Here is a 16,687-nt window from a genome sequence, read left to right on the forward strand (position 1 = left end):
ACTGTTAAGCCTTTTTCCATAGTGAGATAACCCAATTTGCTATCTCCTAAATTTATGAGAACCGAGGGATTAAACCTTAAATAAACCTATTCACCAAATTCTCCAGGTATTCCTGTTTTCCACTTTTTACTGCCGGTTCTCCCATTTCAACTGCAAGGTTTCTCAGATCTTCCAGACTCAGCTTTCCTGTTTCAAAATTTTTGCCTTTCCCCGAATCAAAAGAGGCATATCGATCCTGGCGAATTTTTTTATAATCCGAATGCTTCAAAATATTATCAGCAGCAATCAGGGCATGAGCGAAAGTGTCCATACCACCAATATGAGCATAAAATAAATCGGCAGGATCAGTTGAGTTTCTGCGGATCTTGGCATCAAAATTAATACCTCCGCCACCGAAACCTCCAGCCTCAATAATCACCAGCATCGCTTCTGTCAGTTCATTAATATTATTCGGGAACTGGTCGGTATCCCAACCATTCTGATAGTCGCCGCGGTTCGCATCGATTGAACCCAATAAGCCTGCATCAGCACTTACCTGCAGTTCATGCTGGAAAGTATGACCAGCCAGCGTTGCATGATTGACTTCAATATTCAGTTTAAAATCATCCATCAGATCAAACTGACGCAGAAAACTGATCACTGTAGCGGCATCGTAATCATACTGATGTTTACTTGGCTCACAGGGTTTTGGTTCAATGAAAAAAGTGCCCTTAAATCCATTCTTTCGCGCGTAATCCCTTGCCATGTGCAGGAATTTTGCAAGATGCTCCTGCTCACGCTTCATATCTGTATTCAGCAGACTCATATATCCCTCACGCCCCCCCCAGAACACATAATTCTCACCATTGAGGGCAATAGTGGCATCCAGAGCCGCCTTTACTTGTGCTCCGGCATGGGTCAGGACATGAAAATCAGGATTAGTCGAGGCTCCGTTCATATAACGGCGATGCGAGAAAAGGTTGGCGGTGCCCCAGAGTAATTTTACACCGCTGGCGTTTTGTTTCTCTTTCGCATAAGCAGTAATCGCCTGCAGGCGGCGCTCATTTTCTAAAACATCATTGCCATAATCTACCACATCCACATCATGAAAACAGTAATATGGCAGGTTCATCTTGGTAATAAACTCAAAGGCCGCATCCATTTTATCTTTTGCACGTTCAACTGCATCACTTTTTGCATCCCATTGAAAAATATGGGTTGGCTCTCCGAAAGGATCTGATCCGTTTCCAACAAATGAATGCCAGTAAGCACAGGCAAAACGCAGGGTTTCCTTCATCGTTTTACCAGCAATGATCCTGTTCTCATCGTACCAGCGAAATGCTAATGGATTATTGGATTCAGGTCCCTCATATTGTATCTGACCTATGCCTTTGAAAAATTCTTTGTCGCCTGTAATGATATTTGCCATTCTGAAATTTTTATGTCTTCGAATTTATAGAATTAAATAATAATTAGTGAAAAACTGAGGAGCTAATCTATAGATCCCTCCGCGCGGCAAAATTTTTGAATAGAAAACTATTGCAATCGCTTGTCGGGATAACGGCAATACCATAAGTTCCGTTTCGCAGACAAAAACCTATATTTATAATCAGAATTATAACCCATACCTGGTCATAAAAAATACCACATGAAAGCATTTCTCTTAATTTGCCTTAGCCTTCTCATTTGCATACAGCTTCATGCCCAAAATCATGAAGAATCGAATTATGACGAATCCAAAGTGCCTGCCTATACCCTTCCGGATGTTCTTAAATCAAGTGATAACAAAACAATAAAAAACAAAAAGGCCTGGGAAAAGATTAGAAGACCCGAGGTACTGACTTTGTTCGAAGATAATATTTACGGACCGGTCCCTAAATCTTTTGAGGATATCCGTTTTTCTCTCCTTAGTGAAGATAAAAACAGCATGGATGGCAAAGCACATCGTAAAGAAGTTCTGATTGAGGTATTCAACAGAAATAAAAGTGTCAGGATCAATCTTATTCTTTTTACTCCTAATAATGCAGTAAAACAAAGCCCTGCATTTTTACTGATCAATAATCGCGGCAAGGAAAATACGGACCCCAGCAGAAAAACAATAAGCGAATTCTGGCCTGCAGAAGTGCTTATTGATGCTGGTTATGCCATTGCAGCTTTTCATGTCAGTGATCTTGCACCGGATAATAAAGATGAATTTATGAATGGGGTCATGCAATTATATCCAGAACAATTAAAGGCTGATAATGGGATGCGTGCGATAGGTGCCTGGGGATGGGGCGCCAGCCGGGTGATGGATTATTTTGAAAGCGATCCTCAAATCGATAAAAAAAAGGTAGCCTTAGTCGGGCATTCGCGGGGCGGAAAAGCATCGCTCTGGGCAGCTGCGCAGGATCAGCGTTTTGCAATGTGTATTACTAACTGCTCGGGAAGTACAGGAGCGGCACTTGCCCGCCGACAATTTGGAGAACGGGTGAGAAGGATCAATACCTCATTCCCGCATTGGTTTAACACAAATTATAAAAAATTTAACGATCATGAAGAGCTTTTGCCTGTTGATCAGCACATGCTGATCTCGCTGATCGCACCCAGACCGGTTTATGCTACAAATGCTTCTGAAGATCTATGGGCTGATCCAAAAGGCACATTCTTATCCCTCAAAAACGCTGAGGATGTTTATAGTTTGTATGGTTTAAAATCAAACTTACCGGAGGTTCCTCCGGGCTTGAATACGCCTGTTATTGAATCTCCTCTGGCCTATCATAACCGGGAAGGAAAACATGATATGACGTTGTACGACTGGAAGCAGTTTATAAAGTTCGCGGATTATCATTTTGGGAAGGGGAGATAGGATTGTGATAGACACTTGTCATTGCCAGTGTAGGTTTTTGTCATTGCGAGTGTAGCGAAGCAATCTCCCAGCTTATATTACTAAACATCATAAGATTGCCGCGTCGTGCCTCCTCGCAATGACAACACTACTATTGTTGCGAGTGTAGGTTTTTGTCATTGCGAGTGTAGCGAAGCAATCTCCCAGCTTATATTACTAAATATCATAAGATTGCTTCGTCGTGCCTCCTCGCAATGACAACACTACTATTGTTGCGAGTGTAGGTTTTTGTCATTGCGAGGGGTAATTTATTGTATAAAAATCAATATTAATGACGTTAATTTTGCATAAGGCAAAAAACCTAGAGCAGTATAACAGTCTGAACACTAGTGTTCCAACCTGATTGCGAGTTTTGTTTTAGGGTATAGTATTAATCAATATTGGTGAATCTTATGATATCCCGCATGGTAGAAATATCTTATTTATGATACCCTAAGCTTGATGGTTTATAAAAATTTGCCTGTAATCTTATGAGCAGTTTAAGCAAAATCTATCCTAAGAGTGCCGGTATTGATATTGGGAGCGAAAAGGTGTATGTTTCTGTAGAGGATCAACCGGTTAGGAACTTCGCAACCTTCACCGCATCTTATCGTGAACTGAGCAGTTATCTTAAGGAAAATTCGATCACCCATGTAGCCATGGAAGCAACCGGAATCTATTGGATCACCCTGTATGATGTTCTGGAAAGTGATGGATTCGATGTTACTTTGGTGAATCCGGCTGACAGTAAGAATCTCCCGGGTCGAAAGACCGATGTACAAGATTGCCAATGGATCCAGCAATTATTCAGTTACGGACTATTGCGTAAAAGTTTTGTCCCTGAAGATATAGTCAGGAAGTTGAGGGTATATACGCGTATGCGTGAGGATAAACTTCAGATGGCCTCCTCTCACATCCAGCATATGCAGAAGGCGATGATACAGATGAATATTCGTTTGCCCGAAGTGCTTTCTCAGACCCATGGAGCAAGCGGAATGGCCATGATCAAGGCTATCCTGGAAGGTGAACGAAATGCAGAGGTCTTACTAAGTTATTGCACCACTTCGCTGATCAAGCGAAAAGGTGTAAATATTCTGCTTGCTCTTGAAGGAAACTACAAGGAAGAATATCTATTTGAACTACAACAGGCTTATGATGGCTATATGTTTTATTTGGATCAGGTAGCTAAATGTGATCAGGAAGCTGGGAAAATACTAAAAGAATATAACAGCCGCTCAGACAAGGGTTATAAAGATAATCATCCTATTAAACCCATACGTCATAATAAACCGGAGATCAAACATCTTCATGAACTGCTGTTGGGAATTCATGGTGCTAATCCGACAACTCTCCCCGGTTTGACAGATTACAGCCTGATGAAACTCACCGCAGAGCTGGGCAATGATATTACTCAATGGCCCACGGTTAAAAACTTTGTATCGTGGTTAGGTTTAGCTCCGGGGAAACATCAATCAGGAAAGATGAATAAGCGAAGCAGGAAAAAGGCAGTCACCAGAGCCGGACAAATCTTTAAACAGGCAGCACAAAGCATCTTATTGAGTAAACAACCCGGCCTTGGGGTATTCGCCCGAAGAATTAAAGCAAGAAGGGGTGCTGGTATAGCCATAAAAGCTACGGCAAGAAAAATAGCTGAACTCTATTACAATATATTTTCCACAGGAATGGAATATGTAGAACAAGGGGTCAAAAGGTATGAAGAAAAACTAAAGGAGCAACAACTCATATTTCTTCAAAAAAAGGCTAATGAATTCAATTTTCAATTAGTTGAAAGATAGAAGATTATGAAAAACGTCAATGGTAGTGTAGCGAAGCAATCTCCCAGCTTATATTACTAAACATCATAAGATTGCCGCGTCGTGCCTCCCTGCCCGTCCGGTCAGGCGGGCTCGCAATGACAATACTGCGGAGCAATCCTATAAATGCCCCAGCAGCAATTCCTTCCATTCCTGGTAAATCGTTTCGTATTCCTCTGATTTTTGAGGTTCGATTTTGCGGAGTGGTTTCAAATTTGCAAATGCATTTTCAGTACTGAATTCTCCAACACCAATTCCAGCACCAATTGCTGCTCCAATACTGCCTTCATTGCTATACAATTCTACCGGAACACCACAAGCATTGACAAATGCTTCAATAAAGAGTTCACTTGAAAACATATTCGCTTTGCCGGCACGGATGAGTGTGGGGTTCATACCGTTCTCACGCATAATATCGAGTCCGTAACGAAAAGCAAAGGCGATGCCCTCCTGAACTGCCCTGAAAATATGTGCCCGGCTATGCAGGTTCAGGTCAATATGATGGAAGTGGGCACCGATATTCTTATTATTCAGCATGCGTTCTGCTCCATTTCCAAAGGGCAGGATCCTTAATCCTTTACTTCCTATGCTGATCGCTGAAGCCTCCGTATTCATGGTATTATAGGCAAGTCCCGATGCAATTATATCCCTGGTCCAGCGATTCAGAATTCCGGTTCCATTGATACAAAGCAATACCCCGATTCGTTTTTGTTCCTCTGAAAAATTAACATGAGCAAAGCTGTTAATCCGCGATTCCTCATCGAAAGTCAGCTGATCTGACACCCCATAAATCACCCCGGAGGTACCACCATTGGCTGCAACCTCACCCGGTTTTAAAACATTCAGAGAAAGAGCATTATTGGGTTGGTCTCCTGCCTTATAGCTTACAGGAATACCCGTCTTTAATGAAAGTCTGACGGCAATTTCAGCACTCAGTCTGCCATGATCCGTAAATACAGGCTGAATCTCCGGGAAAATATCCTCAGGGAAACCAAAATGATTCAAGACTTCTTTTGAAAGCTCATTCCTGGTAAAGTCCCAGAATACACCTTCCGAAAGAGATGAAACGCTGATATTGATCTCCCCGCTAAGCTTCATCCCGATAAAATCTCCCGGAAGCATCACTTTATAGATCTTTTCGAAAATTTCAGGCTCATTTTGCTTCACCCAGGCAAGCTTCGAAGCTGTAAAGTTTCCAGGCGAATTAAGCAGATTGCTCAGGCATTTTTCTTCACCAATCGCCTGAAATGCTTTATTACCAATCTCAACTGCCCTGCTGTCGCACCAGATAATTGAATTCCGGAGTACTTTTTGCTCTTTATCAACCAATACCAGTCCGTGCATCTGATAGGCAATTCCAATTGCTCCTACTGCTTTCGGATCGTACAATCCCGAAGCATTTGCTTTAATAATTGCCTGCTGAACATTTTCCCACCATATTTCCGGCGATTGCTCCGCCCATCCGGGATGTTCAGCAATAATCGCCGATTCAGTTTCAGGGTATTGAACTGTACAAAGGCATCCCTGAGTTTGAGAATCAATAACAGATACTTTGATTGATGAAGTGCCGAGGTCGATACCGAGTAGTAGCATTAGCAGGATTTTGTGTTAGAATGAATTTATAAAAATGTTATCAGTTGTCTGTTACCTGTTGTCTGGCATAACACGAGCTATTGGTACCTGTCAACAGATAACCTGTGACACATCAAATAAGCTTCTGATATGTCCTCCACCATAAATCAGGCATCTCACCTGAATTGGCTGTTTGATAATCTTCATAGCGGCAAGGTACGAGGTGATGCCTTTCATTCTTGGACTTCCCTGCAGGGTAGGGCACCTGCATCCACCAGCGATCTGATTTTTTGCTTTTGACAAAGACCAGTTCATGGGAACCATCTTTGAGTCCGGCTCTGTAAGTGATGTATTGCGATTTAGGCAATAAAGGAAATTCCTTCTTCCTGTTATAAAATCCATCAACAAAATACCAAACCATTTGGGCCAGCAGCATAGCAGTCTGTCCATTCAGATCATAAGCCGGATTATATTCATAAAAACCTATTGAAGAAAGCTTATCATTCATGCCGGCATACCTAGAAATCTGGCAGGCATTCTCACCATAAAACCCATTTGGTGTAGCATTGGCATTGCCAGCGGCATCCGAAGAACGAATTGCAGAAATATCAAAACTTAACATATTCGCATTACGAATCACAGGCTCAGCAAGATTAATATTACCTGAAAAATCACCCAGGCGATGTGCATCAAAATAGAGCTTATCCATCAATTTCAGGCTTTCCTGATTAACATAGAAGGTCTGGTATCCGATATTACTGAAGTTGAAAAGGAAATTGGGTTCGTGCAAAAAGATCTTGTTCAGGTAGGAAATTGAAGTGGTCTCGACCGTTCCGTCGATATTGTCATCCAGGTCAAAATGCGAATCGACAACCAGCAGATCTACCTTCTGCTCCAGCTCTTCATAAGCCATGAACTGAGGATATGTCAGATCCTGACCACCACCTATTATCACAGGTATTATGTTCTTTTTGATCAGTTCAGTTACTAAGAATTTTAGAGCAACATAGGTATCTGAGACCTTATGCCCGGCACGGATATTCCCAAGGTCAACGATGCGGGTGTTATAATTACCCTCATTCAACTCATAAAATTTTTGTCTGAAGGCATCAGGAGCCAAAGCTGTTCCAATATTATTGATCGAATTCCTGTCTTCCAATACGCCAATGAGAGCAATATCAAAAAGACCACTGTCAAGATCGGGAAAATCATCATGGAAGGCTACGATCGTGGATCCTAAATGACTTGTATAAAAACCATTTTCCGGACTAATGGAATCGAAATCAAGCGGACTAAGAAAATCGGATAATGACATAATAATTGTTCCTGTAATTTAATTGACAGTTTATAATTGAACAGCCCCCGATTAATATTGCATTACACAAAATTGAAGAAGAATCAGATAATTGAGAACAGACTCAAAGCAAATATCAGTTTATTCAGTTACTTTTGAAAGCATTTAAAAAAATTCATCCGGATGATTTTAGTTACCGGCGCTACCGGTTTTTTAGGTTCAGAATTAATCAGGCAATTGCTGCTCAGAGGAGAAAAAATCAGAGCAATCAAGCGGGATACATCCCGGATACCCCAAATTTTAACGGAGCAAAAAGATATTGAGTGGTTCAACGCCGATATTCTTGATTATTTCGCACTGAGTGAGGCCATGGATGGTATTAGCCATGTTTATCATTGTGCTGCGCTAATTTCCTTCCATCCCAAAGACAAAAAAGAGATGCTAAAAGTGAATGTGGAAGGCACCTCAAATCTGCTCAACATCTGTATGGAAAAAAACATCCAGCGCTTTTTACATGTGAGTTCAATTGCGGCACTGGGTGAGAGCAAAAAAGGCAAGCTGATTACCGAGAAAAATCACTGGGAATTTGGATCAGGTCAGAGTACCTATTCAATCTCAAAATATAAGAGTGAGATGGAGGTTTTCAGAGCAGCAGCAGAAGGCTTAAATGCAGTCATTGTAAATCCATCAATCATTATCGGCAAAAATGCTGGTAAAGAAGGAAGCGGACAATTGTTTGAATCAATACGAAGCGGTTTGAATTATTTCCCGGGAGGAAGTTGCGGTTATGTGGATGTCGAGGATGTCGCAAAATCTATGATCCTTTTAATGGAAAGTACTATTTCTGATGAACGATTCATTATCAATTCAGAAAATCTGACCTATAAAGAATTTTTCTCGAACATTGCCCTGAAATTTGGTAAAAAACCACCGTCTATAGCATTAAAACCCTGGATGATGTATATCGCATGGCTGGGAAGCCGTGTAGTTACATTTTTAACCGGTAAACGATTCGGTCTGAGCGCAGAAACCGTTCGCAGTGCATTCAAAAAGCAAACCTATTCCAATGAAAAAATAAAAAAGGCATTAAATTTTAATTTTAAATCCGTTGACGAATCCATCAGCGAAATTTGCCTGCACCTTAAAAATAGTTAATCCCCTAATTAATAAAGCATTGAAACAGTTTTATATCATAGATTTCGACAGTACATTTACCCAGGTAGAGGCATTGGATGAACTGGCCCGTATTTCATTAATGAACCATCCCGACCGGGAAAAGATCTATCAGAAAATTGAAGATCTGACCAATGCAGCGATGGAAGGCAAAATGTCGTTCCGGGAAAGCCTGACCGGAAGGGTTCAGCTCCTGGAAGCTGACCGTAATCATTTAAAAACCTTGGTTAGCCTGCTGAAAAAGAAGGTTTCTTCATCTTTCTCCCGGAATAAAACATTCTTCAAAAAACATACAGATTCGGTTCTTATTGTTTCGGGTGGATTTAAGGAATTTATCACCCCTGTTGTACTTCCCTATCATATCCGCAAGGAAAACATCTACGCTAATACCTTTGTTTTTGATGATAATGGAAAGATTATAGGATATGATGAAAACAACCCACTTTCCAATGAAGGGGGTAAGGTTAAACTTTTGAAAGAACTTGACCTCAAGGGTGATATTTATGGGATTGGGGATGGACATTCTGATTTCCAGCTGAAGGAATTTGGGATGATCAAAAAATTCTATGCTTTTACCGAGAATATCGAACGTAAAACTGTTGCTGAAAAAGCCGATCATGTTACGCCTAGTTTTGATGAGTTTCTGTATGTCAATAATCTACCCAGAGCCATTTCCTATCCTAAAAACAGGATTCTTTGTCTGGTGATTGGAGATGTACCTGAACTTGCCATTCAAACCTTAAAGAAGGATGGATTTTCTATTCGCCATAAAAAAACATTTGAAGAAAAATATGTGCCAGATGTGGGGATGATGCTTCTGGCTAATGGTGAACTGCTTGAAAGGGAAAAGCTCGAACGTGCGGTAAAACTAAAAACGATCGGATACCTCGGCAACAGCGAACCGAAACTCTCCCATGGTTTATGTACCGACATGGGCATTATCATATTTGACGACCCGAAGAACAGCCCTAAGAATCCTGAATTTATTGCCAAAAGGATGATTAATTTCATCAATCATGGCCATACTTATGTGAGTGCGAACTTTCCAAATCTTCAGCTTCCGCGAATTGCAGGAGCTCATCGTTTGATTCACATCCACAAAAATATGCCGGGTATAATGGCTCAGATTAATAAGGTTTTTGCGGATCATCATATTAATATTGTGGGTCAATACCTGATGACCAATCCGAGCATCGGCTATGTAATTACTGATGTGAGTGACGAGTACGATAAAAAAGTATTAAAGGCTCTGAAGCAGATTGATCATACGATTAAGTTCAGAATACTTTATTAAGCTGAAAGCAGAAAGTGGAAAGCTAAAAGCAGAAAGGTAAAAGCTGCTTGCAGTACGGTTTCCAAGAAAAATCATTAAATTGCCAGCCTGATTAAATTTTAATACTGTGTCTGATAAATTAAATATTTCCATCACAAAAACTGCTCAGTCACGTTTGGCTGATATTGATTTCGATAATTTACCCTTTGGAAAGAACTTTTCCGATCATATGTTCATTGCTGATTACAGCGATGGAGCATGGAAAGACTTTAGAATTGTACCTTACGGAGAGATCGGGTTCAGTCCTGCGATTTCTGCATTGCATTATGGACAAGCATTTTTCGAAGGTATTAAGGCTTACAAACATGCCGATGGAAAAGTCAGCATCTTCCGTCCTGATAAAAATGCAGAGCGTTTTAATCTTTCTGCACAGCGTTTGTGTATGCCTGAACTTCCGGTTGATATCTTTTTAAAGAGCCTTGAAACATTGGTTGATCTTGACAGAGACTGGGTGCCGTCTAAGGCAAATCATAGCCTGTACATCAGACCATTTATGTTTGCAACCGATCCTTTTTTAGGTGTAACACCCTCATCTACATATAAATACATCGTTTTAACCGGACCGGTTGGGCCTTATTTTTCAAAGAATCTGAAGGTAAAAGTTGAAACCTTTTATTCAAGAGCAAGCGATGGTGGGTTCGGTTTTGCGAAAGCTGCTGGAAATTATGCTGGCTCAATGCTTCCGGCAATGAAAGCTACTCAGGAAGGTTTTGACCAGCTGATCTGGACAGATTCGAAAGAACATGCCTATATCGAAGAACTTGGGGCTGCCAATATTATGTTTATGATGGACGGGAAATTGATTACACCATCTACCAGAGATACCATTCTGAAAGGCGTAACCCGTGATACCGTTTTAACTTTGGCAAAAAGCTGGAACATTCCAATTGAAAAACGCAGAATCTCAGTTGAGGAGATCATCAAAGGAATTAAAGAAGGTCGCATCACTGATGCATTTGGTGTTGGAACAGCCGCTACCATTGCTCATATAGCTGAAATCGGACATGAAGGCGAACTCTATACCCTTCCTGATCCGGCAAAACGGGTGTTCTCTAACCGAGTGCTTGACACATTGAATGAATTAAGATATGGCCGCTCAGCTGATGAGCATGGGTGGAATTTTGCGGTCCGGTCCGGGTCTAGCCCGGACTGACAAGCCCGGACTGACAAGCCAGGAATGACAAGCCAGGAATGACCACTGATCAGATCTCGACCGACAAACGTGTCAGTCCGGGCTTGACCCGCTGTCAGTCCGGGCTTGACCCGGACCGGGCTACCTACCACCATTCCTGTTCATCCTTCTAACATCGCGTTTCTTCAGCCGGTCATCGCGCCTTTCTTCCCTGTTGTTGCGTTCGATTTCCATCTTTCTCAGCCTTGCTTTGATCTCAGTCTGGGTTGCAGCATCAAAGCCAATGGTATTCAACAGTGCTTCAGCAAATCCTTTCCAGATCATATTAAAGAATGATGAACGATCAGGACGGGCATAATAAAATGCTCCCCTCCTCACAGGCTGGCCATTCATGGGATTATCGTCTTTTATGATTAGAATATTGGCAAAAATAGATGCGATACCCTTTCGCTTTAAGCGGCTGGAATTTTCACGTTTTTCTAAAAGGGTGATTTTCAAATCATTATAATAACAGGTCAGAATTCCTCTTACCCCATTAATACTCCCCCTTCCGTTAAAAATCATCTGATTTATATAACCAGATTTAACTTCAATCAATGATAATGGTCTGATCGCCGAATTGAACATTTCTGCATCAAGTTTTCCCAATTTTCCTGAAAACTCGAATGCTCCGCCAGGGTCTGGCAGATTGAATTTCATTACGATATCCAAACGACCACGATTCATTAATAGTGAGGTTAGCTTTACCTCACTGAATTTATTTCTAATCAGGTTTAGCGAATCATTGGTCACATTGAAGATACTTCCGTTAATACCTCCAAATGAAAGTGTTCCTTTGCGCCTTGAATAAGGATTGTATTCCGAATAATTGACATGTGAATCCTTTAGCAGTACTGTATCTATGGTTGTATCAAGCTTGAATCGTTTTAATGCCAGCTGCGGAAAATTAACCCCCTTATCCCTGATCGAATCGGGCATTCCACGATTCAAAAAAACTGATAAATTACCCTTGTTTAATGTTAATGAAGATGCAATGAGCCTCCTGTCACGGTTCAATAGCTCGTAATCAATATTGTTTAATTCAATATCTTCAAAGTGTGCAGAATATCTGTCCTTCTGGAATTTGAATCTTCTTGAAAACTCCATCTCTGAATATCTTGGTAGAAGGCGAAAGCCCTTTAAATGGGCATACCCCCCTGCAGTTGAGGCCTTGAATTCACTGAACTGAATATTATAATTTCCGTCCTCTGTAAGCGATTTGTAACCAAGCAGTTCAGCATAAATATCTTTAGTATAATATAAGCGCGATCGGTCAAATTGAGATGCCGAATCAATCAGCAGATCGCTGATCCTAAGATACAGATCTTTAAGCTCGGTGACCCTTGTCCCTCCTTCTGCGCTGCGGTCGATATACTTAAAATCTGCATTTTTAAGAATGATACTCCCAATTTTAACAGAGTTCAGATAGGGCCTAAGGTGCTGGTAGGCAGTTCTCAGGTCTTCTTTATGGGATAATTTTGTGTTTCTGGTTTTAGAATATACAACTCTTAAAGAAGGTCGGTCAATTTCAATGGCACCCATCTCCAGTTTACCGGATGTATATATTTTCCAGGGCTGTATCCTCTTTAAGATCAGTTTGGCTATTTCAACCTCATACAAATGCCTTGGTGCAATGCTGTCAACTTTCATCTTTTCATACACCAGGGTGTCGGGTATGAACCGGATATTCGAAACGTTTAGTCTTCCGGTAATAAAATTCACCCGGATATTTTCAAACTCTATGCGGTATAGACCATCTGTTGACCTGTCGATTGCTTCTTTAATCCTTTGAGTTAAAATAGGTTTCCAATAGTAGTTCAGATATACTGCGGCTCCGCTTACCAGAAGGATCAGTACCATTAAAATTGAAAAGATCCACTTTCTAAATAAGACTTTATTACTATTCTGAACCATACAATGCCTTCGGTTAAATACTAAGTTAACCTTAATCGTTAACGTTTCTAAAGATTATCTGATATGTCAGTACAATTTAAAAATATCATTTGCTAAGCAAAAAGAATCTCTGCCAAATTGTCATTTTGCAGAAAAAATCATACTTTTGCAGCTAATTTAATAAAGAATGTTTGAGCGCCCAATAAACTTAAAAGATTCATCAGAAACTACATTACACGATGAATCTCGTCAGGGTGAAGCCTTAATCTTAGAAAACACCGGACAATATACAGGACGAAAACTGTACATTGAAAGTTACGGTTGTGCCATGAATTTCTCTGACAGTGAGATTGTTGCATCGATCATGCAGGATATGGGCTTTGAAACAACAAGTCAATATAAAGAAGCTGATGTCATTTTTATAAATACCTGCTCAATTCGTGATAATGCCGAGCAAAGGGTAAGAAACCGCTTGCGTGAATTTGGGGCTGCTAAAAACAAACGACCGGGAATGACGATTGGCGTTCTTGGCTGTATGGCTGAGCGCCTAAAATCCAAGTTTCTGGAGGAAGAGAAGCTTGTTGACATTGTGATCGGCCCTGATTCTTACCGCGATCTGCCAAATCTGATTGCCCAGTCCGATGATGGAATACGTGCAGTGAATGTTCTTCTGAGTAGAGAGGAAACCTACGCTGATATTAGTCCGGTACGATTGAATAGCAACGGCATTTCAGCCTTTGTATCTATTATGCGCGGATGCGATAATATGTGCTCATTCTGTGTGGTTCCCTTCACAAGGGGCAGGGAAAGAAGCAGAGATCCTCATTCAATTGTTCAGGAGGCCCGGGAATTATTTGAAAAGGGTTATCGTGAAATTACGCTGCTTGGTCAGAATGTAGATTCTTATAAGTGGGGAGGAACGGCCTCACCCCAGCCCTCTCCAGAGGAGAGGGAGCCGGATATTTCCTTTGGGGGTGAGGCCCTAAACTTTGCCGGACTATTAGAACTTGTTGCTCAAATCAATCCGCTTCTGAGAGTACGTTTCTCCACATCCCACCCGAAAGATATTACCGACGAGGTATTGCATACCATGAATAAGTATGAAAATATCTGCAATCATATTCACCTGCCGGTACAATCAGGAAGCTCCCGGGTACTGGAACTGATGAACCGTACCTATACACGTGAATGGTATATTGAGCGGATTGATACGATCAAAAAACTTATTCCGGATTGTGCGGTCTCAACCGATATCATCATCGGTTTTTGTACAGAAACTGAAGAAGAACATCTGGATACGCTGAGCCTTATGGACTATGCGCAATTTGATTTTGCTTATATGTATACCTATTCAGAGCGTCCCGGCACACTTGCTGCCAAGCGTTTTGAAGATGATATTCCAGAAACGGTAAAAACCCGCAGGTTCAATGAAATTCTGAAAAAGCAACAGGAATGCTCTTTGAACCGCTTGCAGCAGCACATAGGTAAAACACATAAAGTGCTGATTGACGGGTTCTCAAAGAAATCAGACAAAGATTTTTCGGGCAAGAGCGAACATAATATCACTGTAGTTTTTCCGGTAAATGACGCTTATAAAGCTGGCGACTATGTTGATGTCAAAATAGAACGCTGCACCCCGGCCACTTTGATAGGGAGAATCAAGGCTGATGTGGAGATTTGAAAATTTGGAGATTTGAAAATGCCAGAAAACAAATTAAAAATTCAGCCGGGTATTATTTATTGGAAAATTTAAGACTGATTTGGAGAAATTATTTAATCATCAAATTTTCAAATCATCAAATCATCAAATTACAATAATGGACGTTCAGGACATAAAAAACAGATTTAGTATCATTGGTAATTCACCTTTACTTAACCGTGCAATTGATATTGCCAGGCAGGTAGCACCAACCGATATCTCTGTGCTGATTACTGGTGAAAGCGGTAGCGGTAAAGAGGTTTTTTCACATATTATTCATGCATTGAGTGCCCGCAAACATGGGCCTTTTATAGCCGTAAACTGCGGTGCAATACCTGAAGGAACGATTGACTCCGAATTATTTGGCCATGAAAAGGGATCATTTACCGGGGCTCACGATGCCCGCAAAGGATATTTTGAGGTAGTTGACGGCGGAACCATATTTCTGGATGAGGTTGCAGAACTTCCAATCGGAACTCAGGCACGCTTATTAAGGGTTTTAGAAACAGGCGAATATATTCGTGTGGGTTCTTCCAAAGTTCAGAAAACAAATGTTCGGGTAATCGCTGCTACAAATAAGGATGTTTTCGATGCAGTAAGCGCCGGGAAATTCAGGGAAGATCTTTATTACCGATTGAACACTGTACCATTGAAAATTCCTGCATTAAGAGAGCGCAAGGAAGACATAAATTTACTGTTCAGGAAGTTTATCGCCGATTTTACAGATAAATACAGAAGCCCTTCAGTACAACTTGACCAAAGTGCGCAGCAGGGTTTAATGAATTACAGCTGGCCGGGAAATGTTCGTCAGCTTAAAAATATAGCTGAACAAATTGCTGTTCTTGAAAAAGACAGAAATTTATCAGCAGAACACCTGCAAAATTATATCCCAACCGAAGCCGGAAGCACCCTTCCTATGCGTATTTCAAACCAGAACAAGGAGGATTTTTCTGAGCGGGATATTCTTTATAAAGTACTTTTCGATATGAAGAAGGATATGATGGAACTGAAAAAGCTGGTTGCTGAGATTATACAAAACGGAGGCAATACCTCAAGCATTCAGTCAAACCAGAAGGTAATCAACCAGCTTTACAGGGATATCGAAATTCCCGGAAGCAATAACCTGGCCCCTGATCCGCATCAACTTGTTATCCATCAACCTGATAATAATAAGTCATATGATATGATGGACGATGTGGAAGAGGTAGAAGAATCCTTATCCTTGATTGACAAAGAATCAGACCTGATCAAGAAAGCACTCAAAAAGCATAAAGGAAAACGGAAACTAGCAGCTCATGAACTTGGGATCTCAGAACGTACCTTGTATCGTAAAATAAAGGAGTTAGAACTCTAAATCAGTCCCGGAATATGCAAAAGATACTTTCAAAATTTAGATACTGCCTAATTATTGGCCTTGTGCTGCTCTCCCAGTCCTGCGGAACCTATTCTTTCTCAGGTGCTTCAATACCTGCAGAAATGAAAACTGTCTCTGTTCAGTTCTTTGAGAACACTTCGGCATTGGTGGTGCCTAATCTAAGTCAGCAGTTTACTGAAAGATTAAAAACACGAATTCGCGATCAATCCCGCTTAAGCATTATCAGAAGCGATGCCGATGCCAATTTTGAAGGCCGGATCACTGATTATACAATACGTCCGGTATCTATCCAGGGAAATGATCGGGCCGGACTAAACAGAATGACGGTCACCGTAATGGTGAAATATACAAATGCATTGAACCCGGAATTGAATTTTGAACAAAGCTTTCAGGCATTTCAGGAATTTAGCACAAGCCAAAGACCTGTTCAGGCACAGGAGCAAGATTTATTGAAATTGATCAATACCCAATTAACAGAGGATATTTTTAACAAGGCTTTTGCCAATTGGTAATAAATA

12 protein-coding genes are annotated in these 16,687 nt (G+C 41.0%); 8 read left to right on the top strand and 4 right to left on the bottom strand.

All coding sequences use genetic code 11. The features are described 5' to 3' along the window. Positions 1–76: 76 nt before the first annotated feature. Complete coding sequence (gene xylA / locus Q8M41_RS10795; RefSeq protein ID WP_305365283.1) at positions 77–1,408, bottom strand: xylose isomerase; 1,332 nt, start codon at positions 1,406–1,408, stop codon at positions 77–79. Positions 1,409–1,627: 219 nt separating this feature from the next. On the opposite strand from xylA, the gene Q8M41_RS10800 reads away from it, so the two are divergent. Both Q8M41_RS10800 and Q8M41_RS10805 read left to right on the top strand, forming a co-directional pair. After that, on the top strand, positions 1,628–2,827 hold the full coding sequence (locus Q8M41_RS10800; RefSeq protein ID WP_305365284.1) for a dienelactone hydrolase family protein: 1,200 nt from the start codon (positions 1,628–1,630) through the stop codon (positions 2,825–2,827). A gap of 509 nt (positions 2,828–3,336) precedes the next feature. After that, positions 3,337–4,641 (top strand): IS110 family transposase, encoded by a 1,305-nt coding sequence (locus Q8M41_RS10805; protein WP_305365285.1) that lies wholly within the window; start codon positions 3,337–3,339, stop codon positions 4,639–4,641. 138 nt (positions 4,642–4,779) lie between these two features. On the opposite strand, the gene Q8M41_RS10810 is transcribed toward Q8M41_RS10805, so the two are convergent. Both Q8M41_RS10810 and Q8M41_RS10815 read right to left on the bottom strand, forming a co-directional pair. Then, entirely contained in the window at positions 4,780–6,252 is a 1,473-nt protein-coding gene (locus Q8M41_RS10810) for a xylulokinase (RefSeq protein WP_305365286.1), read from the bottom strand. A 112-nt stretch (positions 6,253–6,364) separates the two neighbouring features. Next, positions 6,365–7,546: a formimidoylglutamase gene (locus Q8M41_RS10815; protein WP_305365287.1), complete on the bottom strand. Its 1,182-nt coding sequence runs from the start codon at positions 7,544–7,546 to the stop codon at positions 6,365–6,367. 162 nt (positions 7,547–7,708) lie between these two features. Between Q8M41_RS10815 and Q8M41_RS10820 the strand changes: the two genes are divergently transcribed. The 3 genes from Q8M41_RS10820 (at position 7,709) to Q8M41_RS10830 (ending at position 11,184) form a co-directional block, all read left to right on the top strand. Then, positions 7,709–8,680, top strand: coding sequence for an NAD-dependent epimerase/dehydratase family protein (locus Q8M41_RS10820; RefSeq protein WP_305365288.1), 972 nt, complete (start codon positions 7,709–7,711; stop codon positions 8,678–8,680). Between the two features lie 19 nt (positions 8,681–8,699). Beyond that, positions 8,700–9,992 (top strand): HAD-IB family phosphatase, encoded by a 1,293-nt coding sequence (locus Q8M41_RS10825; protein WP_305365289.1) that lies wholly within the window; start codon positions 8,700–8,702, stop codon positions 9,990–9,992. Positions 9,993–10,098: 106 nt separating this feature from the next. Next, entirely contained in the window at positions 10,099–11,184 is a 1,086-nt protein-coding gene (locus tag Q8M41_RS10830; RefSeq protein WP_305365290.1) for a branched-chain amino acid aminotransferase, read from the top strand. Between the two features lie 120 nt (positions 11,185–11,304). On the opposite strand, the gene Q8M41_RS10835 is transcribed toward Q8M41_RS10830, so the two are convergent. Then, entirely contained in the window at positions 11,305–13,062 is a 1,758-nt protein-coding gene (locus Q8M41_RS10835) for a hypothetical protein (RefSeq protein WP_305365291.1), read from the bottom strand. A gap of 220 nt (positions 13,063–13,282) precedes the next feature. Between Q8M41_RS10835 and miaB the strand changes: the two genes are divergently transcribed. The 3 genes from miaB to lptE all read left to right on the top strand — a co-directional run bounded on the left by miaB (position 13,283) and on the right by lptE (position 16,681). After that, positions 13,283–14,776 (top strand): tRNA (N6-isopentenyl adenosine(37)-C2)-methylthiotransferase MiaB, encoded by a 1,494-nt coding sequence (gene miaB / locus Q8M41_RS10840; RefSeq protein ID WP_305365292.1) that lies wholly within the window; start codon positions 13,283–13,285, stop codon positions 14,774–14,776. 136 nt (positions 14,777–14,912) lie between these two features. Next, positions 14,913–16,148 (top strand): sigma 54-interacting transcriptional regulator, encoded by a 1,236-nt coding sequence (locus tag Q8M41_RS10845; protein ID WP_305365293.1) that lies wholly within the window; start codon positions 14,913–14,915, stop codon positions 16,146–16,148. Between the two features lie 14 nt (positions 16,149–16,162). Then, on the top strand, positions 16,163–16,681 hold the full coding sequence (lptE, locus tag Q8M41_RS10850; protein WP_305365294.1) for an LptE family protein: 519 nt from the start codon (positions 16,163–16,165) through the stop codon (positions 16,679–16,681). Positions 16,682–16,687 lie beyond the last annotated feature (6 nt).

The organism is Daejeonella sp., from assembly GCF_030684675.1.
In the GTDB taxonomy this organism is placed as follows: domain Bacteria; phylum Bacteroidota; class Bacteroidia; order Sphingobacteriales; family Sphingobacteriaceae; genus Daejeonella.

Excerpts from the sequence above, each read along its gene's own strand:
- xylA (WP_305365283.1), bottom strand. The coding sequence starts at position 1,408 with ATGGCAAATATCATTACAGGCGACAAAGAATTTTTCAAAGGCATAGGT.
- Q8M41_RS10800 (WP_305365284.1), top strand. The coding sequence starts at position 1,628 with ATGAAAGCATTTCTCTTAATTTGCCTTAGCCTTCTCATTTGCATACAG.
- Q8M41_RS10805 (WP_305365285.1), top strand. The coding sequence starts at position 3,337 with ATGAGCAGTTTAAGCAAAATCTATCCTAAGAGTGCCGGTATTGATATT.
- Q8M41_RS10810 (WP_305365286.1), bottom strand. The coding sequence starts at position 6,252 with ATGCTACTACTCGGTATCGACCTCGGCACTTCATCAATCAAAGTATCT.
- Q8M41_RS10815 (WP_305365287.1), bottom strand. The coding sequence starts at position 7,546 with ATGTCATTATCCGATTTTCTTAGTCCGCTTGATTTCGATTCCATTAGT.
- Q8M41_RS10820 (WP_305365288.1), top strand. The coding sequence starts at position 7,709 with ATGATTTTAGTTACCGGCGCTACCGGTTTTTTAGGTTCAGAATTAATC.
- Q8M41_RS10835 (WP_305365291.1), bottom strand. The coding sequence starts at position 13,062 with ATGGTACTGATCCTTCTGGTAAGCGGAGCCGCAGTATATCTGAACTAC.
- miaB (WP_305365292.1), top strand. The coding sequence starts at position 13,283 with ATGTTTGAGCGCCCAATAAACTTAAAAGATTCATCAGAAACTACATTA.
- Q8M41_RS10845 (WP_305365293.1), top strand. The coding sequence starts at position 14,913 with ATGGACGTTCAGGACATAAAAAACAGATTTAGTATCATTGGTAATTCA.
- lptE (WP_305365294.1), top strand. The coding sequence starts at position 16,163 with ATGCAAAAGATACTTTCAAAATTTAGATACTGCCTAATTATTGGCCTT.